This window comes from Burkholderia puraquae, from assembly GCF_002099195.1.
Classification (GTDB): Bacteria; Pseudomonadota; Gammaproteobacteria; order Burkholderiales; family Burkholderiaceae; genus Burkholderia; species Burkholderia puraquae.
The window spans coordinates 169,245-194,087 of record NZ_NBYX01000011.1 but is presented as its reverse complement, the minus strand read 5'-3'; the positions used below and the strand labels follow the sequence as shown (position 1 = coordinate 194,087).

The window sequence follows — 24,843 nt, the reverse complement described above, 5'->3', positions numbered from 1 at the left end:
GGGGCGTGGCTCGCCGCTTCCCCGATCGGGCGCACGGCGCATGCGTGGCCACCGGGCCCGCTTGCCGCGAAGCGACGCCGTCTTGCGAAAACCAGCCGATTATTTTTTTCCGTCGCATGCGGCCGTCATGATCTCCCGCAAGCCCTGGCGCACCGCCGGGGCTCCCCCACCATCGCGGAGACATCATGAAAAGAAGGCACACCCTCAACACGCTTGCACTGCTCTGTTGCGTCGGCATCCAGTGCGCAACTTCGGCGTTCGCCGACGAGCCGAAGAAGGTGGCGTTCGTCGACACCGGCAACACCGGGCGCAGCGTGATGGCCGAGGCGATCGCCGGCCAGTGGATCGCGCAGCGCCACGCGCACGTCGCGGTGATTTCGCGCGCGGTCGACGAAGATCCGTACGACGAAAAGCCCGAAGAAAACGGCGTGATCCTGATGAAGCGCCGCGGCATCGACACGTCCGCGCACCGTTCGGTGCAGTTGAACGCAAACGACGTCAAGCATTCCGACGTGATCCTGACGATGACTGACAAACACAAGGAGAAGGTGCTCGCGCTCTATCCGTCGGCCGCCGGCAAGGTGTTCACGCTCGCCGAGTATGCGTCCGGGAAGCACGTCGATGTGCCCGACGCGTGGGGCAAGCCGATCGCCTTCTACGAATCGGTGACCGCGCAGCTCGATACGTACATCCCGGCCGCGCTCGACAAGGTCGCGACCGCTGCGCCGGCGAAGCCGTAATAGCGCGACGACGGTCGCGAACCCTTCACCGAATGGTTGAACGCCGTGCGCGCCAAGCTTGCACAGGCTCGGATTCGTGAACGCCTGCGCCGCGTGCAGACAGGCAATTTCGGCGATTGCGAGCCTGTCGGCGAAGGCGTGATCGAACTGCGCGTCCACATCGGCGCCGGCTATCGCGTGTATTTCGGGCGGTACGGCAGCGCACTGGTGCTGCTGCTGTCAGGCGGCGACAAGCGCAGTCAACCCGACGACATCAGGCGCGCAAAGGAACACGGGGCGAACTGGAAACGGAGGAACACATGACCAAGCTCAAAGGTGCGGTATCGCACCACGACGCGGAAGTCGCCGAACTCGGCGCCGACCGCGAACTCGCGGTGGCCTACCTGCGCGTCGCGATGGAGTCGCTCGACGATCCCGACAACCGCGCGGCCGGCCTGCTCGCGCTGCGCACGGTCGCGGAAGCGTACGGCGGGCTCGGCGCCGTCGCGGCCGAAGCCGGCATCAGCCGCGAATCGCTGTATCGCACGCTGTCCCCCAACGGCAACCCGACGCTGAAAACCCTGCTCGCGGTGCTCAAGACCATCGGCCTGCGCCTGTCCGTCGTCCCCGCACAGCCGGCGCACGCGTAAGCGGCTCACAACCCCCTCACGGCCGAACCATCCACACCAGCAGCACCTCTGCCGGCGCGGCCGTCATCCCCGCCGGCGGATGCTCGATCGTCGGCTCGACCGCCAGCGCCTTCGCCATCGTCCCCGCATCGTCGATCGTCGTCGTGCGCACGATCGTCATCAGCCGCGCGGGCCGGTGCAGCGTCTCGCGATACAGCGCGCCGTACCACAGCGGCCGCATGCCGAGCGCGTCCTGCAATACGTACGGATAACGCCACAGCCGCAGCACGAGGCGGCTTTCCGGCTGGCCCGGATCGACGCGGACGAACACGCGATGCGTGCTTTCGCCGTGCGTGTAGCGCGGCAGCACCGGCAGCGCATCGGCCGGCGCCTGCGGCAACAGCCAGCGCAGCGCGGTGGCCGGCGACCATGGCACCGCACGCTGCCAGCCGGCCTGCGCGAGATGCCGGTCGAGCGTATCCGACGTCGCGCTCCACTGCAGCGGCAGATATTCCTCGCGGTCGCCGCCGATCTCGGTGCGCCGCACCGGCACGCGCTGCCAGCCGCCGCGCAGCCACTGGTCGACGGTCATCGCGACCACGTCGCCGACATGCGGGTGCGCCGCACGGTCGAGCTGCCATTGCGCGGGAACCGTCCATACGCCGGCCGTTGCGAGCACCACGATCACTGCGATGAGCGCGCCCCGTGGCTGCACATGCTCGCGCACGCGCCAGTATGCATAGGCGCCGGCCAGCACCGCGAACCACGCCAGCCCGAGGCTCCAGCCGCCAAGCAGGCCCGACAGCCACGTGTCGCCGACATACAGCCGCGCGAAGCCGCCGAGCACGATCCACAGCACCACCGCCGTCACGACCGGAATCCGCCACCGCACGGGCCGGTCGCGCGTCAGCACCCAGCCGAGGCCGCTGCTTGCGAGAATCGCGAACGCGGCTTCGGCATCGGGCAGCGCCACGTGCAGCGCGCCGGGCGGCAGGCTCGCGGGCGTCGCGCCGGGCACGCCCGCGCCGAACACCGGCACGAGCACGACGGCAGCGCCGACCGTCACGAGCCACCAGGCGGCCGTCAGCCAGCAGCGATGGATCAGCAGCCAGACGAGAAACGCGGCCGCGACGATCAGCCCCGTATCGTGCCCGTGCAGCACGGCAAGCGCGCGCATCGCGGCGTCCACCGGCGGCGTGCGCAGGTTCTGCAGGAACGCGTACAGCGCGATGTCCGCCTGCATCAGCGGATCGTTCGCGACGACATCCTGCACGAGGCCCGCGAACAGCCACACGCAGCCGATGAACAGCAGCGCGAGGACGGGCACCGCGCCCGGCAGGCCGCGCACGTAAGCGATCGCGTCGTGCAGCCGCGCGCCGACCCGCGGCCAGCGGCGCGCGCATGCGTGCACGCCTTCGACGAGCGCGCGACGCAGCAGCGGCCAGCCGCGCCGCAATGCGACGCGCACGCCGATCCACACGAGCGCGACCAGCGCCGCGACGACCAGCAGGATCACGGCGACCCGCACGCTGATCGCCGCGGCCAGCACGGCCGATGCCCCGAACAGGATGCCCGGTGCGACGTGCACGGGCGCCCAGATGAGCGCCGAGATGACGTTGACCGGATAGAACGACCGGCGCGGCAGCGTCGCACAGCCGACGACGACCGGTACGACCGCGCGCACCGGCGCAAGAAAGCGCGCGAGCACGATGCTTTTCATGCCGTGACGCAGCACGAACTCCTCGCCGCGCGAGTAGGCAGCCGCATAGCCGAAGCGCGCCCACGCGTTGCGGATCACCCCGCGGTAGTGCCGCCCGAGTTCATAGCTGATCCCGTCGCCAACCACGGCGCCGACCGCCGCGACACCGATCGTCGTCCAGCCGTCGAGCGCGCCCGCGCCGATCAGCGCACCGGCCGCGAACATCACCGCGCCGGCCGGCACGACCGTGCCGATCAGCGCGATCGCCTCGGCACAGGCGGCCATGAACACGATCGCGAGCACGAGCAGCGGATGCGCGCCGATCGCGCCGATCCACGCGTGGATCGTGTTGCTCATTGCACGCTCCACGGCGGGGCGACCCGGCGTGCGAACACCGGGCCGGCGATGGCATGGGGAACGTTCATCGGGAGGTGCGCGCGGTCGCGCCGGCGTGAAGGGTCAATCGAACTCGTGATGCCGCGCGTCGGCCTCGAGCGGCGCGTCGTGGTAGCCGAGCGTTGCGATCTCCTGCAGATAGCGCGCGAGAAAAGCGCCGATCGATCCGGCGGCCTCGTACTGATGTACGTGGCGGAATTCGTGGGTCAGCAGGCGGCGCGTGTCCTGGCCACGCAGCACGTACACCGCATGACCGAGCGTGAGCCCGATCGTCCCCGGCGACAGGAGCCCCGTGTCGCGGGCGATCGCGGCGAGCGAAGGCACCTCGGGAAACGGCATGCGGTCGACGATCACCACGCGGATCCGCTCCGGCTGCGCGACGCCCACCGTGCGCGCGTCGTCGGCTTGCGCGGGCGTCAGTGGCTCGCCCTGCGCGATCCCGCGCGCCGCCTCCGCTTCGGCCCATGCGACGGCGGCGGGCAGTGCGGACGCCAGGATATCGGCAAGATCGATCATCGCGGGGCTCCTCGGGTGGTGTCGTGGCATCGGGAACCAGTTTAGCCCCGAATCGGGACGGTTCGCGGCGCAGCTCGCGACCCGCGCCGCCGCCCTGTTCCGGCCGTCGTCGTCATCGGGGAATACCCTGATTCACGCCTGCTCCGCCGCATACTTTTTCCCCGGGATTATTTCGCTTCAGTGCACATTCCGCGATCGGCCATCTCGAAAATTTCCCGGATGTGTACCGTTTTCCGATTCGGCGGAATATATTGATCAGAAGAACGGTCGCGGCGACCATCGAACAAACCGTGCGCGGCGTCGTCCCGAAGAGGATCGCTAGATGATCAGGGTAATTCTGGCTGACGATCACGCAGTCATGCGGGACGGACTGCGTTACATCCTGGAAACGGCCGGCGGTTTCGAAATCGTCGGCGAGGCGAGCGACGGCTCGGGCACGCTCGCGCTGGTCGAGCGCAGCGCCGCCGACGTGTTGCTGCTCGACCTGTCGATGCCCGCGCCGACCGGCATCGAGCTGATCCGGCTGGTGAAGCACCATGCACCGTCGCTGCGCACGCTCGTGCTGACGATGCATGCGGAGGCGCAGTACGCCGCGCGCGCGTTCAAGGCCGGCGCAACCGGCTACCTGACGAAGGACAGCGCGACCGCCGAGCTCGTGGAAGCGGTCGGCAAGGTCGCGGCGGGCGGCGTCTACGTGAGCCCGTCGGCGGCCGAAAGCCTCGCGCTGACGCTGCGCGCGCCGGCCGCGGCGCTGCCGCACGAACGGCTGTCCGCGCGCGAGCTCGACGTGATGCGCCGCATCGTCGCGGGCCAGACCGTCACACAGATCGCGACCGAACTCGCGCTGAGCGCGAAGACGGTCAGTACGTACAAGACACGGATCCTCGAGAAGATGGCGCTGCCGCACGACGCCGCATTGGTCCGCTACGCGGTGCGCCACGACCTCGACCTCGGCGGTGACGCATGACGGCCGTCTTCCGCTTCCCGCCGTCGCCCCCGGACGACGATCACCCGGACGCATCGCGCCTGTTCATGTCGTCGCTGCCGCCGGGCCGCCGCGAGCGGCGGCTCGCGCTCGCGACCGTGCTCGTGTCCGCCGTGATCTTCGCCGCGCTTGCGCCGTTCGCGGGCAGGCCGCTCGCGCCGGGCTGGGCGTTCATCCCCGTGTACCAGTCGGCGATCGTCGTCAACGACATGGTGACGGCCGGCCTGCTGCTCGGCCAGTACGCGATCCTGCGCGAGAAACCGCTGCTCGTGCTCGCGGGCGGCTACCTGTTCACGGGTTTCATGGCCGGCACCCACATGCTGACCTTTCCCGGGCTGTTCGCGCCGACCGGCCTGCTCGGCGCCGGCGACCAGACCACCGCCTGGCTGTACCTGTTCTGGCACGGCGGCTTTCCGCTGGCGGTCGCCGCGTACGCGCTGCTGCGCGCGACATCGCGTGCCACGGACCCGATCCCGGCCCCACGGCGCCGTGCAGCGATTCCCGTGGTGCTGTGCATCGCGGCCGCAGTCGGCGCGACGGTCGCGCTCGCCCTGCTCGCGACGGCCGGCCACGACCTGCTGCCGCGCATCATGAACGGCAACCGGATGGCCGCGACGATGACGAACGCGATCACGGTCGTCTGGGGGCTGAACCTGGTGGCGCTGATGCTGATGTGGCAGCGGCGGCGGCGCCATTCCGTGCTCGACCTGTGGGTGATGACGGTGCTCGTCGCGTGGCTGTTCGACATCGCGCTGTCGTCGATGCTGAATCACGGGCGCTACGATCTCGGCTTCTACGCGGGGCGCGCGTACGGCCTCGTCGCGTCCGGCGTCGTACTGTTCGCGATGCTGTTCGAGAACGGCCGGCTGCATGCGCAGACGGTGCGCGCACTGGCCGGCGCGCGCTACCAGCATCTGCTCGTCGTGCAGAAGAGTGCGCAGCTGAACGACGCGAACGAGCGGCTCGAACAACGCGTCGCCGCGCGCACCGCGCAACTGAGCGCGTCGAACCGCGACCTGCGGCGCGAAGTCGAGGACCGCGTGCGCGCGGAGCGGGCGCTGCAGTCGTCGCGCGAGGAACTCCGCGAGATCGCCGCGATCAGTGCGAGCGCACGCGAAGCCGAGCAGCGCCGCATCGCACGCGAGCTGCACGACGAACTCGCGCAGACGCTCGCGACGCTGAAGAACGACCTCGAATGGCTGATCGACCGCGTGCCGCAGGACGATGCGCAACTGGCGCGCAAGATCGCGGCGATGCACGCGCTGGCGCGCGGCGCGGTGGCCGCGACGCGCCGCATCGCGTCGGACCTGCGCCCGCTGATGCTCGACGATCTCGGCTTCGCCGCGGCAATGCAATGGCTCGTGGAGGATTTCCGGCACCGTCACGGCATCGAATGCACGCTGCATGTCGACCCGCCCGAGCTGCAACTCGACGAGCCGTATGCGACGGCGGTGTTCCGCATCGCGCAGGAAGCGCTCGCGAACGTCGCGCGGCACGCGGCCGCATCGCATGCGAACGTCGAACTCGTGCATGCGAACAATGCGATCGAGCTGACGATTCGCGACGACGGCGCGGGATTCGATCCCGGCGTGCCGCGCAAGTCGGGATCGTTCGGGCTGGTCGGGTTACGCGAGCGCGCGTATCTCGTCGGCGGCACGCTGCGGATTGCGACGACGCTCGGCGAGGGGACGACGGTCGAGGTGGAGATTCCGCTGTCGCATGCGCAGGTGACGGTTGCGCATGGCGGGGATCGCGGTGCGCGCGGGTAGGCCGGCGAAGGCGGTGGTGCCAGCGGTTGCCGCGATGCCCCGCCGCCTACGCGTCAGGGGTAGTCGTCTTCGCGTCGATGGCGGACGGCGAGGAATGACAGATGTAATGCCCGGTACCGCGCAGACATCCTCGCGAGCAGTCGGCCGTTCGGATGGTCGGCCTACGAAGTCGTTTTCGACCCATCCTCAAATCCCCGCGGGCCGCGCCCGGTGACAGCATCGGCGTGGCGCTACAATCCTTCGCCATCACCGTCCTGCGTTCCTTGCGCGCCAACGCGCGAGCCGATCGCGTTCCCCTTCGCCACGATGAAAACACTCCGCAGCTACGTACTCATCTTCTGCGCAGTCGCAGCCGGCTGGCTTGCCGTATCGCTGCTGTGCTGGCCCGTCCTGCTCGCGCTGCAGGCCCTGACGACCGCCGTGTTCATCCCGCATCCGGCCGGCAGCTACGTCGGGCTCGGGTTCGTATCGACCGCGCGGCTCGTGGATTTTCCGACGAGCTTCGTCGGCGCGTTTTCGGTGCCGTTCATGAACGTGCCGCTCGGGTTCATCGCGATCGCCTGGTGGTTCGGCACGGCAGTCATCGTGCAGCCCACCTACGCGCGCTACCGCGTCATGGTGCGCGGCCGCCCTTCGGCGCGGGCCGTCCTGTGGCGCGGCGCCCGCTCGTGGCTGATCTTCACGACGGTGCTCCTCCTCATCGCGACGCCCTTCCTGCGGCGCTACGAAATCGTCACGCCGGATCACCTCTACGTACGACACCTGTTCGACTGGCACGAGCGCGCATATCCGCTCGCATCGCTGCAGGCGATCCACGTGGACGACCCCGGCACCAGCCGCGGCATCGTCACGTGGAACTTCATCTTCGACGGCGACAGGCACTTCACGACGACTGCACCCGACATCCACGCGCTCAAGTACCTGCTGTCGAACACGCACGCATCGGCCAACTTCTCGATCGTCGGAAACCGGTTGATGAAGCGGTAACGCCGCGCTCCGTTACGCCCGCGCCGCCACCATCCCCCGCTCCGACCGCGTCCACGCGACCAGCGCGCCGATCCCGAGCAGCGCAAGACACACGATCGGCACGATCATCGGCCCGAACGCGGTGCCCGTCACCTTGCCGGCGAACGGCATCAGGTTCTGGCTGAAGAAGCCGCCGAGGTTGCCGATCGAGTTGATCGCCGCGACGCTCGCCGCCGCCCGCGCGCCGGTGAAGTAGCGCGGCGGCATCGACCAGAAGCACGGATACAGCAGCGGGATGCATGCGCCGCCGAGCACCAGTGCGATGAAGCGCAGCGGCGTCGACGGCAGCACGAGGCTCAGCAGGAAGCCGAGCGCGCCAAGCGCCGCGACGATCGCGATCGTGCGCAGGATGCTCTTCGCGCGGCGCAGCTTCGCCGGCAGCCACACCAGCAGCAGCACCGCGAGCGCCCACGGCAGCATGCTCAGGAAGCCGTTCGTGCTGCTCGACACGCCGAACGACTTCACGAGCGTCGGCAGCCAGTACGTGACGCCGTACAGCGACGTCGACATCAGCATGTAGGTCGCCGCGAACAGCATCACGCGCGGATCGAGCAACGCCTTCCACGGCTGGCCGTGCTCGGCCTGCGCAGGCTTCTCGCGTTCGAGCGCGGCCTCGACGATCTGCTTCTCGCGGTCGTCGAGGAAACGTGCGTCGCGCACCGACGCGGGCAGCACGCGGAACACGACGATCGCGACGATCACCGCCGGGATGCCCGTCGCCACGAACACCCATTGCCAGCCCGCGAGCCCCCACACGCCGTTCAGGCTCAGCAGCACGCCGCCGACCAGCGAGCCGAGCATGTTCGCGAGCGCGCTGCCGAGCGTGAAGATGCCGAGCACCTTCGCGCGATAGCTCTGCGGAAACCACAGCGTCAGGTAGTAGATCACGCCCGGATAGAAGCCGGCCTCGGCGATGCCGAGCACGAAGCGCAGCGCGCAGAACGCAGGCATCGACGTCGTGAAGCCCATCAGCACGGTGATGAGCCCCCACGTCAGCATGATCCGCGCGAGCCACACGCGTGCGCCGTAGCGATGCAGCGCGAGCGTGCTCGGCACCTCGAACAGCAGGTAGCCAATGAAGAACAGAGACGACGCGAGCCCGAACGCGGCTTCCGTCATGCCGAGGCTGTGCACCATCTGCAGCTTCGCGAAGCCGACGTTCTGCCGGTCGATGAACGCGATCAGGAACATCACGACGAGGATGGGCATCAGGCGCCGCGCCATCTTCGACATGATGCGCTGCTCTTCGGCGGACGCGGGGTCCAGGGTATCGGTAGCGTTCACTTCAGGCTCCTTGCGTGAATCGGTTGCACAGCGGTTGCATGGCGGTTGAATCGGCGCCGCGCGCGACGATCGGGCGGGCGCGGGGTGTTTCGATGAAAGGAAGCGGCCGGCATCAGCCCGACCGGTAGCCGTCGAGCATCGGCGCGAACATCTCGTGCCACGCGCGCGGCTTCGCCTTGATCGTGCCGGCCAGGTACAGGAATTCGACGTAGTCCATCAGCTGGGTCGGCAGCACCGAGAAGCGCGTGTCCGGCGCGGCGAGCATCCGCATCACGTCGTCGTGCGACACGCCGACGCCCGACGAGGCCGCATAGAGCGCGGCGGCCGCGCGCGGGTCCTGCGCGATCAGGCGGTTCGCTTCGTCGAGCGCACCGAGAAACGCGATGGCCAGCGCGGGCTCCGTATCGACGAGCCGCTTCGGCGCGAACACGACATCGAGCGTCATCGGGCCAAGCACGTCGACCGAATTCACGACGCGGTGTATGCCCGGCTGCCGCAGCTCGAGCGTCGAGAACGGCGGCGACGTGAAGTGCGCGGTGACGCCGTTCTCGCGGCGGATCAGTGCCTGCATCGCCTGCGGATGCGGCAGGTTCACGGTGATCGAATCGAGCTGCGCGAAATGCTTCGGGCCGAGCTGCCGGCTCGCGACCATCTGCAGCACGACCGCCGACAGCGACGTGCGGATGCCCGGCACCGCGATCCGGTCGGACGGCGTGAAGTCGCGCAGCGACACGAGGCCCGGCCGGTTCGCGTTCAGCGACAGCGACGTGGTCGATAGCCCGCTGATGCCGATCACCTCGACATTCGGAATGCCGCGCGCCCGTGCCCACAGCTCGATGAACCCCGGTGCGCCGGCACCTGCGAAATCAAGCGTGCCGGCCATCATCGCGTCGTTGACGGAATTGCCGCCGTCGAGCAGCACCCAGTCGACCGCGACGTCGCGCACGCCGTGGCGCGCCGCATGCCGCTCGAACAGCCGCTGCTTCTCCATCACGAGCAGCGGCAGGTACAGCACGCCATAGCCTTTGGAAATCCGCACCGTGCGCGGCTTCGCGCGCACGAGCGACGGCGCGGCCAGCACGCCGAGCCCGGCGGCGATCAATGCGCGGCGGCGCGGCGACGTCGTCATGCGCCGGCCTTCCCGGCACGCGCGGCATGAACGGCGAACGCCATCGCATCGACCGCCATGCGGCTGCGGCCCGCTTCGCCGCACCGGCGAGCGCAAGCCGGCGGCGCGCTGCGCCGCCGCGCGTTCGTCGCGCCCGTTTGCTGCTGCATGTTGCCGTCTCCTGTGGTTCTGGTATTAATGGCCGTCTTCGCTACATCCGGCTCGACACAGGTTATCGACCGAGTCTGAGAAAATGCTGACATCCCGGCCCCGGGAAAACCCCTAACCCACCCACCTGCGAAACGGCACCATGCGCATTCTCGTCGTGGAGGACGATGCCGAAATCGGCGCGGCGATCCGCAACCGCCTGGCGCGGCTCGGCCACGCCGTCGATCTCGAAACCGACGGCGCGACCGCGAACGGGCTGCTGCGCGTGGAGCGCTTCGACCTCGTCGTGCTCGACGCGAACCTGCCCGGCATGGACGGCTTCACGGTATTGCGCCACCTGCGCGCGTCGGGCAGCACGACGCCCGTGCTGCTCGTCACCGCGCGCTCGGCGATCGACGACCGCGTGAGCGGCCTCGGCCTCGGCGCCGACGACTACCTGGTGAAGCCGTTCGACTACCGCGAGCTCGATGCGCGCGTGCAGGCGCTCCTGCGCCGCAATAGCGGCCACGCGAACGACGTGCTGACGCTCGGCGGCCTCGTGATCGACCGCAGCAGCCGCCTCGCGGAACTCGACGGCCAGCCGCTGTCGCTGTCGCGCCAGGAATTCGCGCTGCTCGAAATCCTCGCGAGCCGCCCGCAGCGGATCTTCTCGAAGGACGAACTGCTGAACCAGCTGTTCAGCTTCGGCAACGAACCGACCGCGAACGCGGTCGAGCAGTACGTGACACGCGTTCGCAAGAAGCTGCAGGGCAGCTCGGTCGAAATCCGCACCGCACGCGGGATGGGGTATCAGATTGCCGCGCACTGACTGGTTCCCGAAGACGCTGTTCGGGCGCACGCTGCTCTTCATCGCGCTCGTCGTCGCAACCGGCGCGCTTGCACTCGCGGCGATCGCGCGCTACTACGCGGGCGTCGCGGCCGACCGCGCGTACGACCAGTTGCTTGCCGGCGCGTCGATCCAGGTCGCGGAAAACCTCTATGTGCAAGGCGGCGTGCTCGCGCTGAATCCGCCGGTGGCCGCGCTGTCGACGCTGTCACGCTACGACCTCGTCTACTACAAGGTCGTCGATTCGCGCGGCGTCGTCGTGGCCGGCTACAACGATCTCGCGAGCCCCGCGACGCTCGCCGCCGCGAAACAGGGCCCGGCGTTCGCGAACGGCATCTACCAGGGGCACCGGATCCGCACCGCGACCATCGCACGCTACATGCCCGAGGAGAGCACGCCGGGCTGGGCGCTCGTGACGGTGGCGCAAACCACCCATGCGCGCCAGCAGCTCACGAACGACATGAGTTTCAAGGTATGGACGCTGATCCTGCTGATGAGCGTGCTCGCGATCGGCGCGAGCGGCCTCGCGATCCGGCGCGGCCTGCGGCCGCTCGCGCAGATCGGCACGATCATCGCCGCGCGCGATCCGGCCGACCTGCGGCCGGTGGCCGTCGACACCCCGAGCGAGATCGACGCGATCATCGGGTCGATCAACGGGCTGATGCACCGCCTCGCCGAGCGGATCAACGCGATGCAGCGCTTCATCGCCGATGCCGCGCACCAGATGCGCACGCCGCTCGCGCGGCTCGACGCTCAGATCGAGCTGCTCGACGGCGAAGCCGATCCCGCGCGTCACGCGGCAAGGCTCGACGCGCTGCGCGCGACCAGCTCGGACGTCGGGCGGCTCACCGGGCAGCTCCTCAATCATGCGATGGTGATCCATCGTACCGAGGCCGTGCCGCTGCAACCCGTCGAACTCGTCGCACTCGCGAAGGAGGTGCTCGGCCGCACGATTCCGCTCGCGGGCGAGCGCGACGTGGCCGTCGCGTTCGCGAGCGACGCGCCGCTCGCCTGGATCGACGGCGATGCGATCAGCCTGCAGGAAGCGCTGTCGAACGTGCTGCACAATGCGCTGCTGCACGGTCATGCGGACGACATCGTCGTGTCGGTCGCAACGCAGGGCAACGCCGGCGATAGCGTGACGCTGACCGTCACCGACAACGGCCGCGGCATTCCGCGCGAACACTGGGACGCGGCGCTGCAGCCGTTCGTTCGGATCGCACCGGACGGCAGCGAGCGGCGCACCGGGTCGGGCCTCGGGCTCGCGATCGTGCAGGAAGTGATGAAGGCGCACGGCGGACGCATCGGGTTTGCGTTTCCGGAGGCGGGCGGGTTTGCGGTAGTGCTGACGTTTCCGCGCGCGGCGGGGGCTGAAGCAGAAAAGGCATAAACCGGCGAACCCGCTCGGGCTCATGCGCGGCAGGCAATCACTCGCCGCTGCCGCCGTCGAAGCGGTTGCGCTCCACATGCCGCGCCACCAGCAGGTCCAGCTCGTCGTACTGACGATCGCAAAACAGCCGGCACAACGTGTTGACGTCCGCGCGCGAGCCGACGTCGATCGTGTCGACATGCTGCTCCAGCTTTCCCTTGCCGATCCCGAAAAGCCCCTTCTTCATCCGCATCGATACGGCATTCAGCTGGAAACCGTCCGCGTGCGCGTCGCTCAGCGCGGTCACCCATAATTCCCGCTGGTCGCCAGCGTGCTGCAGCACGAGGGCCGGCAGCGGGCCTTCCTGCGTGTCGTCCCGTTCGGCATGCTGCGCCGCCCACGGGAATGCGTCGAATGCACGCACGAACGACGCATAGTCCGTCGCACCTTGCGGATCGAGTCGATCGAATTCGTAGCCGGCTTTCTGAATGGCGTAGGTCAACATGGCGCGGCGCTCCCGATGGCAGTGACGGTGACTGAGCGCTAATCTACCCGACAATTCGGTGTACATCGCACTTTTTCGCGATGCCCGCACTCGGGTGCCGCCATCAGCCACGCCTACTATGCCCCCTGTGTCCCCGGTGCCCCTGTGCCAGCTACGCCGCCACCGCCTCCCCGCCGAGATACGCATCGCGCACACGCTCATCGTCGAGCAGTGCCTTCGCAGGCCCTTCGAGCACGACGCGCCCCGTCTGCAGCACGTACCCGTAATGCGCGATCTCCAGCGCGAGGCTCGCGTTCTGCTCGACCATGAACACGGTCACGCCCTGCCGGTTGATCGCGTCGATCAGTTCGAGCACCTTGTCGACGTAGAGCGGCGACAGCCCCATCGTCGGCTCATCCATGCAGATCAGCTTCGGTCGCGCCATCAGCGCGCGCGCCATCGCAAGCATCTGCTGCTCGCCGCCCGACAGCGTGCCCGCGCGCTGTGTCAGCCGTTCGCGCACACGCGGAAACAGGTCGAGCACGCGCTCGTAGTCTTCCGCCACCGCCGTGCGGTCGCCACGCGTGTACGCCCCCATCAGCAGGTTCTCGCGCACGCTCATGTCGCCGAACAGCCGCCGCGCCTCGGGCACGGCCGCGATCCCGCGCCGCACGCGCTGCGGCGTCGCGAGCGCCGTCACGTCGTCGCCGTCGAAGCGCACGACGCCGCGACGCGGCCGCATCAGCCCGAGAATCAGCTTCATCGTCGTCGACTTGCCGCTCGCATTGCCGCCGAGCAGGCTGACGATCTGCCCGCGGCCGACTTCGAAGTTCACGTCGAAATGCACCTGCACCGGCCCGTAGAACGTGTCGAGATGTTCGAGTTTCAGCAGCGCATCGGTCATGGTCGTGTCGGGCCCGGAAGAAAGTGCGGTCATGCAGCCGCCGGTGCTGTGCGGTTGGCCGGCGCGCCACCCGCATGGCGGCGGCCGAGATAGGCCTCGATCACGCGCGGATCGTGCCGCACGTCGCGCGGTGCGCCTTCGGCGATCTTCACGCCGTTGTCGAGCACCATCACGCGATCGGACACGCGCATCACGAGTTCGAGCTTGTGCTCGATCAGCAGGATCGTCAGGCCGCGCGCCTTCAGCGACTGGATCAGTTGCAGCATCTCGGCCGTTTCCGTCTCGTTCATCCCGGCCGTCGGTTCGTCGAGCAGCAGCAGGCGCGGATGCAGCGCGAGCGCGCGGCCGATCTCCACGCGCCGCCGGTTCGCATATGACAGGCTGTGTGCCGGATGATCGATGCGCGGCGCGAGCCGTTCGCCGAACCCGGCAACGATCGCGCGCGCCTCTTCGCGCAGCGCGGCTTCCTCGCGCCGCACCGACGCCGGCCGCACGAGCGCGCGCCACACCTCCGCCGCCGCGCCGAGCGCGGGCCAGCCCGGCCGCGCCGCGCGCAGCCGCGCATGCGCGCCGATCAGCACGTTGTCGAGCACGCTCAGGTTGCCGAACACGCGGCCGTGCTGGAACGTGCGCGCGATGCCGAGCGCCGCAAGCCGTTCGGGCGCCGTGCCCGTGATGTCGCGGCCGTCGAACGTCACGCGGCCGGTATCGGGCCGGTCGGCGCCCGCGATCAGGTTGAACAGCGTCGACTTGCCCGCGCCGTTCGGCCCGATCACGCTCAGCAGTTCGCCGTCGGCAAGTGTCAGGCTCGCGCCGTCGAGCGCGGTCACGCCGTCGAAGCGGCGCGTCAGGCCCTGCACGTCGAGCAGGGGTCGGGTCGTGGTCATCGCCTGTCTCCTCACACCGTGCCGAGCAGGCCCTGCGGCCGGAACCGGACGAGCAGCAGCAGCACGAGGCCGTAGATCAGCATCCGGTAGTCGGCCGCCCAGCGGAACAGCTCGGGCAGGCCGATCAACGCGATCGCGCCGGCGATGCCGCCGAGCACGTTGCCGAGCCCGCCGAGGATCACCATCGTGAGCGCGAGGATCGACACCTGCGAATCGAAGGTCTGGTGATTGATGTAGCTGTACAGGTGCGCGGCGATTCCGCCGCTCACGCCGGCCGCGACGCCCCCGACCGCGAACGCGATCGCCTTGTAGCGGTTCGGCGCGATGCCGTGTGCGCGCGCGGCAACGTCGTCCTCGCGCACCGCGCGCAGCGTGCGGCCGAGATGCGAGCGCAGCAACCGCACCTGCACGAGCGCGAACACGACGAGTACCGCGAACGTGAACCAGTACGCGGCGCGCGCGGTCGTCGCCCACGGCAGCGGCGCAATGCCGGTGATGCCGAGCGGGCCGCGCGTGAGGCCGTCCCAGTTCAGGATCACGAGGCTCACCACTTCGCCGATGCCGAGCGTCGCGATCGACACGTAATGCCCGCGCAGCCGGAACGCCGGATAGACGAGCAGCGTGCCGAGCACGGCGGTGATGACGCCCGCGCACGGGATCGTCACGGCCGGCGGCCAGCCGAGATCCGACGACAGCAGCGCCGACGCATACGCGCCGATCACGAGCAGCGCCGCGTGGCCGAGCGAGATCTGGCCGACCGTGCCCGCGACGAGCGTGAGGCTCAGCGCGAGCAGCCCGTACAGCCACGCGTTGGTGAGCGTCTGCAGCACGTACGGCGACGCGCCGAGCCACGGCAGCACGGCCGCCAGCGCGATCAGCAAGACGAGTGCCGGACGCGGCACGCGCACGGCCTTCGCGGCCGCGAGGAAGGTACCCGTCATCGGCTCGGGCGGCAGCGCGCGGTTCGCGCTGAACAGCCCGTTCGGCCGCCATACGAGGAACACGATCAGCAGCCCGAACGCGAACAGGTCGCGATAGCTGGTGCCGAACAGCGCGACGCCGTAGCTTTCGACGAGGCCGAGCAGCAGGCTGCCCGCGATCGCGCCCGGCACGTTGCCGAGCCCGCCGATCAGCAGCGCAACCACGCCCTTCAGCGTCGCCTGGAAGCCCATCGCCGGATCGATGCTGTTGTAGTACATGCCGACCAGCAGCCCGCTCACGCCGCCGAGCGCGCACGCGATCGCGAACACAGTCTGGTTCACGCGGTCGACGTCGACGCCCATCTGCAGCGCCGCGTCGCGATCCTGCGCGGTCGCGCGCACGGCCCAGCCGAGCCGCGTAAAGCGCAGGAAGCCATACAGCAGCGCAGCGGCCGCGATGCCGATGCCCGCGATCAGCAGGTCGAGCGCGCCGAGCGTCGCGCCGGCGATCCGCAGGTGCCAGTCGGGCAGCGGCGTCGGTACCGCGCGCGGGTCCGCGCCGAACGCGAGCTGTGCGAGCTGGTCGAGGATGAAGCTGATGCCGATCGTCGCGAGCAGCGGCGCGATGCGAGCCGCGTGGCGCAGCGGCCGCAGCCCGATCCGCTCGATCGCGACGCCGAGCGCACCGCAGCCGACGACGACTGCCGCGAGCGCGACCGGCAGCGGCAGCCCGAAGCGCGTCAGGCACAGCCAGCCGATGAACGCGCCGACCATGTAGACCGAGCCGTGCGCGAAGTTGATCAGGTGCGATACGCCGAAGATCAGCGCGAGCCCGACCGCGAGCAGCGCGTAGATGTTGCCGACGATGAGGCCATTGAGCGTGTAGTCGAGCCAGGAAGCCATCACGATGCGTCCGTCACGTGCATGCGGTTCATTCGGATTCAGCGTGCGGCGAGCTGCGGTTTCGCGCCATCCCACAGCGCCCACTGCCCCTGCTTCACGACCAGATACACGGTGCGTGCTCCCGCGACGCGGCGTGTCTGCGGATCGAAGCGCACCTTGCCGAAGATCACGCTCGGCACGTCGCTGATTTTCGCGAAGCCGTCGTGAGCGGCCTGGCGCGTCGTGCCGTAGCGGCGCAGCACCTCGGCCGACAGGATCAGTGCGTCGTACGCTCGCGCGACGAACGAATCGGGATCGGCGTGGAATTTCGCGCGATAGCGCTGCACGAACGCCTGCACCTCGGGGCGCGGCTCGGCCGGGAAGAAGTTCGATTCCGTATAGACGCCGTCGACGGCCGCGCCGCCCAGCTCGAGGAATTTCGGCGAATATACGGAGCCGACCGCCGCGATCGGCAGCGTGACGCCCGACGTACGCGCCTGCCGCACGATCTGCGCGCCGTCCGCGTAGTACGAGATCAGCACGATCGAGTCGGGCTTCGATGCGCCGACCCGCACGAGCGTCGAGCGGAAATCCTTCTCCGCCGGCTGGTAGCCTTCGGCCGCGACGACCTGCGCACCGAGCCCGGCCACCGCCTTCGCGAAGATGTCCTTGCTGGTGCGGCCCCAGTCGGTGTTCAGGTACAGCACCGCGATCCGCTTGAAGCCGAGTTCCTTCACCGCGTAGCGTGCGAGCAGCGGCTGCTCCTCGGCCTGGCTCAGCGCAGTGCTCCACAGATAGTCACCGCCCTTCGTGAAGTCCGGATGCGAGTTCGTGAAGCCGAACTGGATCAGCTGCCCGCGCTGGTAGATCGGCGACGCGGCCATCGACGTCGCGCTGGAGAAATCGCCCAGCTCGATCGCGATGCGCGGATCGGCGACGAACTTCTGTGCGATCGCGACTGCCTGGCGCGGGTCGCTGCGGCTGTCCTGGAAGTCAATGGCGAGCGGCCGGCCGTGAATGCCGCCGCTGCCGTTGATCTCGTCGAGCGCGAGATCGAAGCCGCGCTTCCATTGTTCGCCGTACTGCGCGTCCTGGCCCGTGAGCGGCCCGCTCACGCCGATCACCACCGGCTCGCCCGACACACCTGCCGCAAGCGCACCGCCCGTCGACAAGCCCCATGCGGCCGCGAGCGCCGCCACCGTGCCCAGCACGCGCCGCCATGCGCCGCGTGCGTCGTTCCCCGAAACGTTCATGCGTCCCCCAGCTTCAGTCAGTCGAAAAGAGTGAGGGCATGTAACCATCCGGTTCAGGACGATCCAACGAAGTTTTGCGCATATCGTTATCGTGCGCGGCGCGAAGCGGATCACGCTTGCGAAGGGCCATCCGTTCGCACCGCCATGCACGAAGCATCGGCACGCGTCGCATCGCGTTGATTCGATTGGCGTTTCCGTCACGGCGACGCTCGCAACCGATGTGCATGCGCGCACGATCAGCCGCCGCGCCGATCGTGCGCTACGCAGTTTTTGCGCTGTCGATAGCAAAAATCATTATATGAATCGTGCATGGTCGACCTCCTACAATGCGCAAATCGCATCATCGGAAGGTGTCATGGAGCTGCATCAACTCGAAGCCTTTTCCGCGGTCATGTCGGCCGGCAGCGTGACCGGCGCGGGCGAACTGCTCGGCCGCTCGCAGCCGGCCGTCACGCGGCAGATCCAGGAGCTCGAAGCCGATCTCGGCTACGCGCTGTTCGACCGGAACGGCCCGCGCGTCACGCCGACGCGGCGCGCCTTCCTGCTGTACGAGGAGGTCGAACGCTCGCTGGTCGGCCTGCGTGCGATCGAGGCACGCGCACGGGCGCTCGGCGATGAAACCGCCGAACCCGTGCGGATCGCAGCGACGCCTTCGCTCGCCGCCACGCTCGTGCCGGCCGCGCTCGCCGCGCTGCCCGACGGCGCACAGGCACCGCACTACCAGTTGCGCAGCGAATCGGCCGAGCACGTCGTGCACGAAGTGCTGGCCGGCACGGCCGACCTCGGCGTCGTCACGCTGCCGATGGCACACGCAGGGCTCGACGTGCACTGGATCGCGCAGACGCCGTGCGTCGCCGTGCTGCCCGCCGGCGACCCGCTCGCGGCGCAGCCGCGCATCGCGCTGCGCGATCTCGCGCACCGCCGCATCGTGACGGTCGCGAACCGGCACCGGCTGCGCCAGCGGATCGATGCGGCGTTTGCCGCCGCGCGCGTCGACGCACGTGTATTCATCGAAACCAATGCGTCGTTGAATGCGGTGATGGCCGCGCGCGCGGGCATCGGGATCGGCATCGTCGATCCGGCGACGGGCGTCGCGCTGCCGGTGGACGGCGTCGTCGCGCGCCCGCTCGACGTCGACATCCCGTTTGCGTTCGGAGTCGCGACGCCGGCCGGCAAGCCGCGCACGGCAGCCGTCGATGCGCTGCTCGACGCGCTGCACCGCACGACGCGCGCACTGCTCGACGACGTGATCTTTCACGACGCCGCCGCGCACGACGCGCTGCTGCGCGGCGACCGGCTGCGCAGCGACCGCGCGCCGCGTGGTGCAGCCCGCACGACACGTGCGCGCCGCACGCGCCCGGAGGCCGCATGACGTCCCCGCTCGACGCACTCGAAGCACGGCTCGCGCAGGACCTGCGCTGGCTCGACCTGCCTGCACCGTCGTGGGTGCCGCCGCGCGAGGCCGACGGCACGCGCGTGCTCGACGTCGCGATCGTCGGCGGCGGCATGGCCGGGCTCGCGGCGTCCGCCGAACTGCGCCTGCTCGGCGTCGACAACCAGTGCGTGATCGATCGCGCGCCGGCCGGTTACGAAGGCCCGTGGGTCACGTTCGCGCGGATGGAGACGCTGCGCTCGCCGAAACAGCTCGCGGGCCCCGCGCTCGGCCTGCCCGCGCTGACGTTCCGCGCATGGTTCGAAGCGCAATACGGCCGCGATGCGTGGGACGCGCTCTACAAGATTCCGCGCACGCAATGGATGGACTACCTGCGCTGGTACCGGCGCGTGCTGGACCTGCAGGTGCGCAACGACACGACGCTCGTCGCGCTGCGCCCGCGCGACGACGGGCTACTCGCGCTCGACGTGCGCGGCAACGGCGAAGCGCAGACGCTGCTCGCGCGACACGTCGTCCTCGCCACCGGCCGCGACGGGCTCGGCGGCCCGTACGTACCACCCGTCGCGCAACGCGCGCCGCGCACGCGCTGGGCTCATTCGTCCGAGCCGATCGATTTCGCGGCGCTCGCGGGCAAGCGCATCGGCGTGGTCGGTGCGGGCGCGTCCGCGTTCGACAACGCGGGTACCGCGCTCGAGGCCGGCGCCGCGCGTGTCGACCTGTTCTTCCGCCGCGCGGACATTCCGCGCATCAACAAGCTGACCGGCATCGGCAGCCCGGGGCTCGTGCATGGCTATGCCGATCTCGACGACGCGACGAAGTGGCGCTTCATGCACTACGCGTTGACGTCGCAGACGCCGCCGCCGCGCGACAGCGTGCTGCGCGTATCGCGTCATGAACATGCGCATTTTCATGCGGGCAGCCCGATCGAGACGCTCGCCGGCCACGCGGATGGCCTCGACGTGACGACGCCGCGCGGGCGCTACACGGTCGACTTCCTGATCTTCGCGACCGGCTTTCATTCGGACTGGACGACCCGCGCGGAATTCGCATCGTTCGGCTCGCAGGTTCGGCGCTGGAAGGACCGCTATCGCCCGGAGCCGGGCATGTGGCTCGACGAACTCGCCGAGTCGCCCGATCTCGGCCCCGCGTTCGCATTCCGGGAGCGTGAGCCCGGCGCGTGTGCGGCCATCACGCGGATCCACTGCTTCAACCATGCGGCGAGCCTGAGCCACGGCAAGCTGTCCGGCGACATCCCGGCGATCAGTGCGGGCGCGAAGCGGCTGGCGCGCGGTATCGCGAGCCGGCTGTTCGACGCGGACCGCGATCGCCACTACGACGCGCTCGTCGCGTATGCGAACGCCGAATTGCAAGGCGACGAATGGCGCGATGCCGACGCGTGAGCGCGCGTGCATCGATCACATTGACGACGAAGGGAATCCGAAACCATGATTGAACCCATCACGCCGGCCGATGCGCCGGACACGATCGATGCGGTGGCCGGCCTGCGCGAAGGCGATGCGGTCGCCGCGCTGCGCCGCGCACGCGACAAGGTGCTGCTTCATACGCGGCTGAGCGAAGCTGCGCTGTTCGATCCCGCACTGCCCGATCTTTCGCTAACCGAACGATTGCACGCGGCTCGGTATGTCGCACAAAAATCGAATGCACGGGAATTGGCCGACACCTATCGCAATCGACTGGTCGACGCAGGCGGCGCGCTCGACGATATCGCGCACGCAGACGCCGATGCATTCGACGCGCTGCCTCGACGCATCGGTGCGATCCTCGCGCATGCACGCGTGCTGACGCGCTCCCCCGTCGATGCACGCGCTTCCGATCTCGACGCGCTGAAGTCGGCTGGCCTCACGACACCCGCGATCGTTGCGCTGTCGCAGCTCGTGGCGTTCGTCGCGTATCAGTTGCGCGTCGCCATTGCCGCCCGGGCGCTTCAGGCACGCAAGACCAGGGAGGCCGCATGACGACGACACCCCACGGCTTCACGTCCGACACGCTCGGCTGGCGTGCCTGGCTCGACACCGTTTCGCTCGATGCCGCGACGCCCGACCAGCTTGCCGTGCTCGAAGCCAGCCACCCGCACGCGAAGACGTCCGACTATTACCTGCTGCTCGTCCATCTTCCCGAGATCCTGCGGCAACGCTCGGGCGTATTCAACGCGATCATGTACGGCCCTGGCGGGCTGTCGCGCGCGGAACGTGAACTCGCGAGCACGGCCGTGTCGCGCGTGAACGGCTGCGTGTATTGCGCGTCCGTGCACGCGCAGCGCTTCGCGCAGCTGGCGAAACGCACCGACACGATCGAGCAGGTGTTCGACGATCCGGCGACGGCCGGTACGACACCGCGCGAACGCGCGATCGTCCGCTATGCGATCGCGTTGACGGAACGGCCCGATACGGTCGACGCGAGCGATATCGCCGCGCTCGAAGCCGAAGGGCTTACGCATGAAGAAATTCTCGACCTGTCGCACGCAATCGCGATCTTCGCATGGGCGAACCGGTTGATGCTGACGCTCGGCGAACCGGTGTTTCCGGAGCCGGCGGCCAGCGCCTGATGCCCGGGCAAACCTGAACGCAGGCGTGACGCGGGCGCCGCCGCCCGCGTCACGCCTTGTGCGTCGACAACAAAATACTCGTCTCCGTATTCGCGATCCCGTCGATCAACCGGATCGCGCCGAGCACGCGATCGAAGTGCTCGAGCGAATCGGCATGCAGCTCGGCGACGAGATCCCAGCGCCCGTTGGTGCTGTGGATCGACGCGACGTTCGGATGCCCGCGCAGCACCTTCACGACTTCGGCGCCGCGATTGCCTTGAACGGCAATCGACATCAGCGCGCGGATCCGGTGCCGTTCCGCCGCCGGCTTGAGCCGCACCGTATAGCCGACGATCACGCCGTTCTTCTCCAGCCGCGTCAGCCGGTTCTGCACGGTCGCGCGCGCGACGCGCAATTCCTTCGCCAGCGCGACGACGGGCAGCCGCGCGTTGTCGCGCAACAGTGCGATGAGCTGCCGGTCGACGTCGTCGAGCGTGATCATGTGCTGAGCTTCCTGTTGAACGTGAACCGGCCGCCAGCGAGCCGGAGGCTGCGCATTCCGACCTGCACAAACTGGGCAAATTGCCGGATCTGGCTGGCAATTTGACAAGTCTATCGATAAATCTGCCACTTTTGCTGTCTTTTTGTTGGCTCGACTCGCGGAAATAATGCCTCTATCGACCGGCCGAACAAGCCGCGCCGCCGCTTTTCAGAAAGCTCGGACGCGCGTCGAAGCACCGCCCGGTCGACCAGGACGCCGGGGACATCCATACCGGCACCGAGAGAACAGTGCAAAGCATGGGGCCCGAGTAAGCGCTAAGGCGCTAACTCGGGTCGACCGCGCAAGGCATGGGACCCGAGTAAGCGCTAAAGCGCTAACTCGGGTCGACAGGAGACACACTTATGACCCGCTTCCTCGACGTTCCCGCCACCGCCCGACTGATCGCCAAGACCGGCGTCACGACGTTCCTCCGCGAGCTCGTCGACACGCTGCGCGCCGATTACCTGCAATGGGCCGATTTCGACAAGTCGCCGCGCATCGCGTGCCACTCCCGCGACGGCGTGATCGAACTGATGCCCGTCGCGAACGCGTCGCTATTCGCGTTCAAGTACGTGAACGGCCACCCCGTCAACGCCGCGCGCGGGATGCACACGGTGATGGCGTTCGGCGCGCTCGCCGAAGTCGATACCGGCTACCCGCTGCTGCTCGCCGAGCTCACGCTGACCACCGCGCTGCGCACGGCCGCCACGTCGGTGCTCGCCGCGCAAGCGCTCGCGCGCCCCGACTCGCGCACGATGGCGCTGATCGGCAACGGCGCGCAAAGCGAATTCCAGGCGATCGCATTCCACACGCTGCTCGGCATCGACGAAATCCGCGTGTTCGATGTCGATCCGCGCGCGACCGACAAGCTGGTGCAAAACCTCGCCGCGTACCCGGCGCTGCGCGTCGTGCGCGCCGCATCGACCGCCGACGCCGTGCGCGGCGCCGACATCGTGACGACCGTCACCGCCGACAAGGCGTACGCGACGATCGTCACGGCCGACATGATCGCGCCCGGCATGCACCTGAACGCCGTGGGCGGCGATTGCCCAGGCAAGACCGAACTCGAGGCGGGCGTGCTGCATGCGGGCCGCGTGTTCGTCGAATTCGAGCCGCAATCGCGTATCGAGGGCGAGATCCAGCAGATGCCGGCCGACTTCCCCGTCACCGAGCTGTGGCGCGTGCTGCAAGGCGAGACGGCCGGCCGCGAACGCGCGGACGAAGTGACGGTGTTCGACTCGGTCGGCTTCGCGCTCGAGGATTACTCGGCGCTGCGCTACCTGTATGCGCTCGCGCAGCAGCACAACGCGGGCGTCGAGATCGCGCTGATTCCGCCAGCCGTCGATCCGAAGAACCTGTTCGCGCTGATCGACGACCCGGCAGCGATCGCGCACGGCCACGCGGCGTACGTGACCGACGCCGTCGCCGCGTTCGCGCGCTGATCGTCACGCCCGGGCGGCCCGTGCACCGCCCGGCCCGTTGCCTTTCGCTCCCGCCTTCCATGAATCTCGTATCGATCCAGGCGCCGGCCGCCGTCGTGATGATCCGGCCGCACCGCTTCCTGCCGAACCCGCAGACCGCCGCCGACAACGCCTTCCAGCGCACGTCCGGCGGCGTGGCAAACGACATGTCGTCGGTGTCGGCCGCCGCACGCGACGAAGTCACGGCCGCCGCGCAGACGCTCGCCGACGCAGGCGTGCGCGTGCACGTGTTCGACGACCACGGCGAGCGCGACACGCCCGACTCCGTATTCCCGAACAACTGGTTCTCGACACACCCGGGCGGCCACGTCGCGCTGTATCCGATGTATAGCCCGAACCGCCGCCGCGAGCGGCGCGCCGACGTGATCGAGATGCTGAAGGCCGAATATCGCGTACAGGACGTGATCGACTACTCGGGGCTCGAATACGACGACGTGTTCCTGGAGGGCACCGGTGCGATGGTGCTCGACCACGTCGCGCGGATCGCATACACCGCGCGCTCGCGCCGCGCCGATCCGGTCGCGCTCGAACGATTCTGCACGAACTTCAATTTCGAGCCGATCTGCTTCGATACGGCCGACGCCGACGGGCGGCCGATCTATCACACGAACGTGATGATGAGCGTCGCGACCGAGTTTGCGATGGTCGGCCTCGAACTCATTGCCGACAGCCGCCGTCGTGACGAGATCGCGCAACGGCTGGCCGAAACGGGGCGCACGGTGATCGCGCTCGATGCATCGCAGATCGCGAATTTCGTAGGCAATGCGCTGGAATTGTCGGGCACGGCGGGGCGTGTGCTTGCGTTGTCGCGGCGCGCGTACGACTGCCTCACGCCGGTGCAGCGCGCGACGATCGCGCGTTCCGCGCGCCTGCTCCCGCTCGACGTGCCGACGATCGAACTGGCCGGCGGATCGGTGCGCTGCATGCTGGCGGGGATTCATCTTGCGCGGCGGGTGGCCGCGCCGAGCGTGACAGCCGTGGTATCGGCCGCATCGCCACGCGAGACGATGCCGCAGATGTGACCGGCAGGCTCACAACGCATAAACGGCTGCCGATGCA

General features: G+C 68.8%; 23 protein-coding genes and 1 pseudogene. 14 read left to right on the top strand and 10 right to left on the bottom strand.

Going from position 1 to position 24,843, the window contains the following annotated elements:
• The first annotated feature begins 185 nt into the window (after window positions 1-185).
• The 3 genes and pseudogenes from B7G54_RS21770 (at window position 186) to B7G54_RS21760 (ending at window position 1,369) form a co-directional block, all read left to right on the top strand.
• Window positions 186-740, top strand: a complete 555-nt coding sequence (locus B7G54_RS21770; RefSeq protein WP_085040957.1) for an arsenate reductase/protein-tyrosine-phosphatase family protein — start codon at window positions 186-188, stop codon at window positions 738-740.
• A 3-nt stretch (window positions 741-743) separates the two neighbouring features.
• Window positions 744-1,043: pseudogene (locus B7G54_RS21765) on the top strand (type II toxin-antitoxin system RelE/ParE family toxin); the annotation flags it as partial.
• Complete coding sequence (locus B7G54_RS21760) at window positions 1,040-1,369, top strand: helix-turn-helix domain-containing transcriptional regulator (RefSeq protein WP_085040955.1); 330 nt, start codon at window positions 1,040-1,042, stop codon at window positions 1,367-1,369. The pseudogene B7G54_RS21765 and the gene B7G54_RS21760, both read left to right, overlap by 4 nt.
• Window positions 1,370-1,385: 16 nt before the next feature.
• On the opposite strand, the gene B7G54_RS21755 is transcribed toward B7G54_RS21760, so the two are convergent.
• A complete protein-coding gene (locus B7G54_RS21755) occupies window positions 1,386-3,404 on the bottom strand; it encodes an LssY C-terminal domain-containing protein (protein WP_085040954.1) in 2,019 nt (672 codons plus the stop codon).
• 102 nt (window positions 3,405-3,506) lie between these two features.
• On the bottom strand, window positions 3,507-3,959 hold the full coding sequence (locus B7G54_RS21750) for a hypothetical protein (RefSeq protein ID WP_085040953.1): 453 nt from the start codon (window positions 3,957-3,959) through the stop codon (window positions 3,507-3,509).
• Between the two features lie 322 nt (window positions 3,960-4,281).
• On the opposite strand from B7G54_RS21750, the gene B7G54_RS21740 reads away from it, so the two are divergent.
• The 3 genes from B7G54_RS21740 (at window position 4,282) to B7G54_RS21730 (ending at window position 7,700) form a co-directional block, all read left to right on the top strand.
• Entirely contained in the window at window positions 4,282-4,926 is a 645-nt protein-coding gene (locus B7G54_RS21740; RefSeq protein WP_085040952.1) for a response regulator, read from the top strand.
• Complete coding sequence (locus B7G54_RS21735; protein WP_085040951.1) at window positions 4,923-6,713, top strand: sensor histidine kinase; 1,791 nt, start codon at window positions 4,923-4,925, stop codon at window positions 6,711-6,713. Before B7G54_RS21740 ends, B7G54_RS21735 begins: the two co-directional genes overlap by 4 nt.
• Window positions 6,714-7,019: 306 nt before the next feature.
• On the top strand, window positions 7,020-7,700 hold the full coding sequence (locus tag B7G54_RS21730; RefSeq protein ID WP_085040950.1) for a hypothetical protein: 681 nt from the start codon (window positions 7,020-7,022) through the stop codon (window positions 7,698-7,700).
• 12 nt (window positions 7,701-7,712) lie between these two features.
• On the opposite strand, the gene B7G54_RS21725 is transcribed toward B7G54_RS21730, so the two are convergent.
• Window positions 7,713-9,023: an MFS transporter gene (locus B7G54_RS21725; protein ID WP_085040949.1), complete on the bottom strand. Its 1,311-nt coding sequence runs from the start codon at window positions 9,021-9,023 to the stop codon at window positions 7,713-7,715.
• 112 nt (window positions 9,024-9,135) lie between these two features.
• Window positions 9,136-10,152 (bottom strand): ABC transporter substrate-binding protein, encoded by a 1,017-nt coding sequence (locus tag B7G54_RS21720; RefSeq protein WP_085040948.1) that lies wholly within the window; start codon window positions 10,150-10,152, stop codon window positions 9,136-9,138.
• Between the two features lie 289 nt (window positions 10,153-10,441).
• Here B7G54_RS21720 and B7G54_RS21715 point away from each other — a divergent pair, with 289 nt between their 5' ends.
• Both B7G54_RS21715 and B7G54_RS21710 read left to right on the top strand, forming a co-directional pair.
• Window positions 10,442-11,107 (top strand): response regulator transcription factor, encoded by a 666-nt coding sequence (locus B7G54_RS21715; RefSeq protein ID WP_011356119.1) that lies wholly within the window; start codon window positions 10,442-10,444, stop codon window positions 11,105-11,107.
• Complete coding sequence (locus B7G54_RS21710; RefSeq protein WP_085040947.1) at window positions 11,094-12,515, top strand: sensor histidine kinase; 1,422 nt, start codon at window positions 11,094-11,096, stop codon at window positions 12,513-12,515. Before B7G54_RS21715 ends, B7G54_RS21710 begins: the two co-directional genes overlap by 14 nt.
• A 37-nt stretch (window positions 12,516-12,552) precedes the next feature.
• Here B7G54_RS21710 and B7G54_RS21705 read toward each other — a convergent pair whose 3' ends face one another.
• From B7G54_RS21705 to B7G54_RS21685, 5 genes are all read right to left on the bottom strand, one after another.
• The gene (locus tag B7G54_RS21705) at window positions 12,553-12,999 is read right to left on the bottom strand and encodes a hypothetical protein (protein ID WP_085040946.1); all 447 of its coding nucleotides are present in this window, start codon (window positions 12,997-12,999) and stop codon (window positions 12,553-12,555) included.
• Between the two features lie 151 nt (window positions 13,000-13,150).
• A complete protein-coding gene (locus B7G54_RS21700; protein WP_043178306.1) occupies window positions 13,151-13,915 on the bottom strand; it encodes an ABC transporter ATP-binding protein in 765 nt (254 codons plus the stop codon).
• Entirely contained in the window at window positions 13,912-14,769 is an 858-nt protein-coding gene (locus B7G54_RS21695) for an ABC transporter ATP-binding protein (RefSeq protein WP_085040945.1), read from the bottom strand. The genes B7G54_RS21700 and B7G54_RS21695 overlap by 4 nt, the downstream gene beginning before the upstream one ends.
• Before the next feature lie 11 nt (window positions 14,770-14,780).
• A complete protein-coding gene (locus B7G54_RS21690) occupies window positions 14,781-16,592 on the bottom strand; it encodes an ABC transporter permease (RefSeq protein WP_085041022.1) in 1,812 nt (603 codons plus the stop codon).
• Window positions 16,593-16,630: 38 nt separating this feature from the next.
• Entirely contained in the window at window positions 16,631-17,824 is a 1,194-nt protein-coding gene (locus tag B7G54_RS21685) for an ABC transporter substrate-binding protein (RefSeq protein WP_085040944.1), read from the bottom strand.
• A gap of 355 nt (window positions 17,825-18,179) precedes the next feature.
• Here B7G54_RS21685 and B7G54_RS21680 point away from each other — a divergent pair, with 355 nt between their 5' ends.
• From B7G54_RS21680 to B7G54_RS21665, 4 genes are read left to right on the top strand one after another with little or no spacing between them, the layout of a single operon-like run.
• A complete protein-coding gene (locus tag B7G54_RS21680) occupies window positions 18,180-19,196 on the top strand; it encodes a LysR family transcriptional regulator (RefSeq protein WP_085040943.1) in 1,017 nt (338 codons plus the stop codon).
• Window positions 19,193-20,617 carry an NAD(P)-binding domain-containing protein gene (locus tag B7G54_RS21675; protein ID WP_085040942.1) on the top strand — a complete coding sequence of 475 codons (1,425 nt, stop codon included), beginning with the start codon at window positions 19,193-19,195 and terminating at the stop codon, window positions 20,615-20,617. The genes B7G54_RS21680 and B7G54_RS21675 overlap by 4 nt, the downstream gene beginning before the upstream one ends.
• Window positions 20,618-20,662: 45 nt before the next feature.
• Window positions 20,663-21,193, top strand: coding sequence for a CMD domain-containing protein (locus B7G54_RS21670; RefSeq protein ID WP_085040941.1), 531 nt, complete (start codon window positions 20,663-20,665; stop codon window positions 21,191-21,193).
• Window positions 21,190-21,783 carry a peroxidase-related enzyme gene (locus B7G54_RS21665; protein ID WP_085040940.1) on the top strand — a complete coding sequence of 198 codons (594 nt, stop codon included), beginning with the start codon at window positions 21,190-21,192 and terminating at the stop codon, window positions 21,781-21,783. The genes B7G54_RS21670 and B7G54_RS21665 overlap by 4 nt, the downstream gene beginning before the upstream one ends.
• A gap of 49 nt (window positions 21,784-21,832) precedes the next feature.
• Here B7G54_RS21665 and B7G54_RS21660 read toward each other — a convergent pair whose 3' ends face one another.
• Window positions 21,833-22,264: an Lrp/AsnC family transcriptional regulator gene (locus tag B7G54_RS21660; RefSeq protein WP_006479718.1), complete on the bottom strand. Its 432-nt coding sequence runs from the start codon at window positions 22,262-22,264 to the stop codon at window positions 21,833-21,835.
• A 401-nt stretch (window positions 22,265-22,665) separates the two neighbouring features.
• Here B7G54_RS21660 and B7G54_RS21655 point away from each other — a divergent pair, with 401 nt between their 5' ends.
• Window positions 22,666-23,745 (top strand): ornithine cyclodeaminase, encoded by a 1,080-nt coding sequence (locus B7G54_RS21655; protein WP_085040939.1) that lies wholly within the window; start codon window positions 22,666-22,668, stop codon window positions 23,743-23,745.
• A 59-nt stretch (window positions 23,746-23,804) separates the two neighbouring features.
• Window positions 23,805-24,806, top strand: coding sequence for a citrulline utilization hydrolase CtlX (gene ctlX / locus B7G54_RS21650; protein ID WP_085040938.1), 1,002 nt, complete (start codon window positions 23,805-23,807; stop codon window positions 24,804-24,806).
• Window positions 24,807-24,843: the final 37 nt, after the last annotated feature.

Bases quoted from the DNA above. Each gene is read 5' to 3' on its own strand.
- B7G54_RS21740 (WP_085040952.1), top strand. From the start codon at position 4,282: ATGATCAGGGTAATTCTGGCTGACGATCACGCAGTCATGCGGGACGGA.
- B7G54_RS21760 (WP_085040955.1), top strand. From the start codon at position 1,040: ATGACCAAGCTCAAAGGTGCGGTATCGCACCACGACGCGGAAGTCGCC.
- B7G54_RS21750 (WP_085040953.1), bottom strand. From the start codon at position 3,959: ATGATCGATCTTGCCGATATCCTGGCGTCCGCACTGCCCGCCGCCGTC.
- B7G54_RS21660 (WP_006479718.1), bottom strand. From the start codon at position 22,264: ATGATCACGCTCGACGACGTCGACCGGCAGCTCATCGCACTGTTGCGC.
- B7G54_RS21680 (WP_085040943.1), top strand. From the start codon at position 18,180: ATGGAGCTGCATCAACTCGAAGCCTTTTCCGCGGTCATGTCGGCCGGC.
- B7G54_RS21675 (WP_085040942.1), top strand. From the start codon at position 19,193: ATGACGTCCCCGCTCGACGCACTCGAAGCACGGCTCGCGCAGGACCTG.
- ctlX (WP_085040938.1), top strand. From the start codon at position 23,805: ATGAATCTCGTATCGATCCAGGCGCCGGCCGCCGTCGTGATGATCCGG.
- B7G54_RS21670 (WP_085040941.1), top strand. From the start codon at position 20,663: ATGATTGAACCCATCACGCCGGCCGATGCGCCGGACACGATCGATGCG.
- B7G54_RS21720 (WP_085040948.1), bottom strand. From the start codon at position 10,152: ATGACGACGTCGCCGCGCCGCCGCGCATTGATCGCCGCCGGGCTCGGC.
- B7G54_RS21735 (WP_085040951.1), top strand. From the start codon at position 4,923: ATGACGGCCGTCTTCCGCTTCCCGCCGTCGCCCCCGGACGACGATCAC.
- B7G54_RS21770 (WP_085040957.1), top strand. From the start codon at position 186: ATGAAAAGAAGGCACACCCTCAACACGCTTGCACTGCTCTGTTGCGTC.
- B7G54_RS21705 (WP_085040946.1), bottom strand. From the start codon at position 12,999: ATGTTGACCTACGCCATTCAGAAAGCCGGCTACGAATTCGATCGACTC.
- B7G54_RS21665 (WP_085040940.1), top strand. From the start codon at position 21,190: ATGACGACGACACCCCACGGCTTCACGTCCGACACGCTCGGCTGGCGT.
- B7G54_RS21685 (WP_085040944.1), bottom strand. From the start codon at position 17,824: ATGAACGTTTCGGGGAACGACGCACGCGGCGCATGGCGGCGCGTGCTG.
- B7G54_RS21715 (WP_011356119.1), top strand. From the start codon at position 10,442: ATGCGCATTCTCGTCGTGGAGGACGATGCCGAAATCGGCGCGGCGATC.
- B7G54_RS21755 (WP_085040954.1), bottom strand. From the start codon at position 3,404: ATGAGCAACACGATCCACGCGTGGATCGGCGCGATCGGCGCGCATCCG.
- B7G54_RS21690 (WP_085041022.1), bottom strand. From the start codon at position 16,592: ATGGCTTCCTGGCTCGACTACACGCTCAATGGCCTCATCGTCGGCAAC.
- B7G54_RS21730 (WP_085040950.1), top strand. From the start codon at position 7,020: ATGAAAACACTCCGCAGCTACGTACTCATCTTCTGCGCAGTCGCAGCC.
- B7G54_RS21695 (WP_085040945.1), bottom strand. From the start codon at position 14,769: ATGACCACGACCCGACCCCTGCTCGACGTGCAGGGCCTGACGCGCCGC.
- B7G54_RS21655 (WP_085040939.1), top strand. From the start codon at position 22,666: ATGACCCGCTTCCTCGACGTTCCCGCCACCGCCCGACTGATCGCCAAG.
- B7G54_RS21700 (WP_043178306.1), bottom strand. From the start codon at position 13,915: ATGACCGCACTTTCTTCCGGGCCCGACACGACCATGACCGATGCGCTG.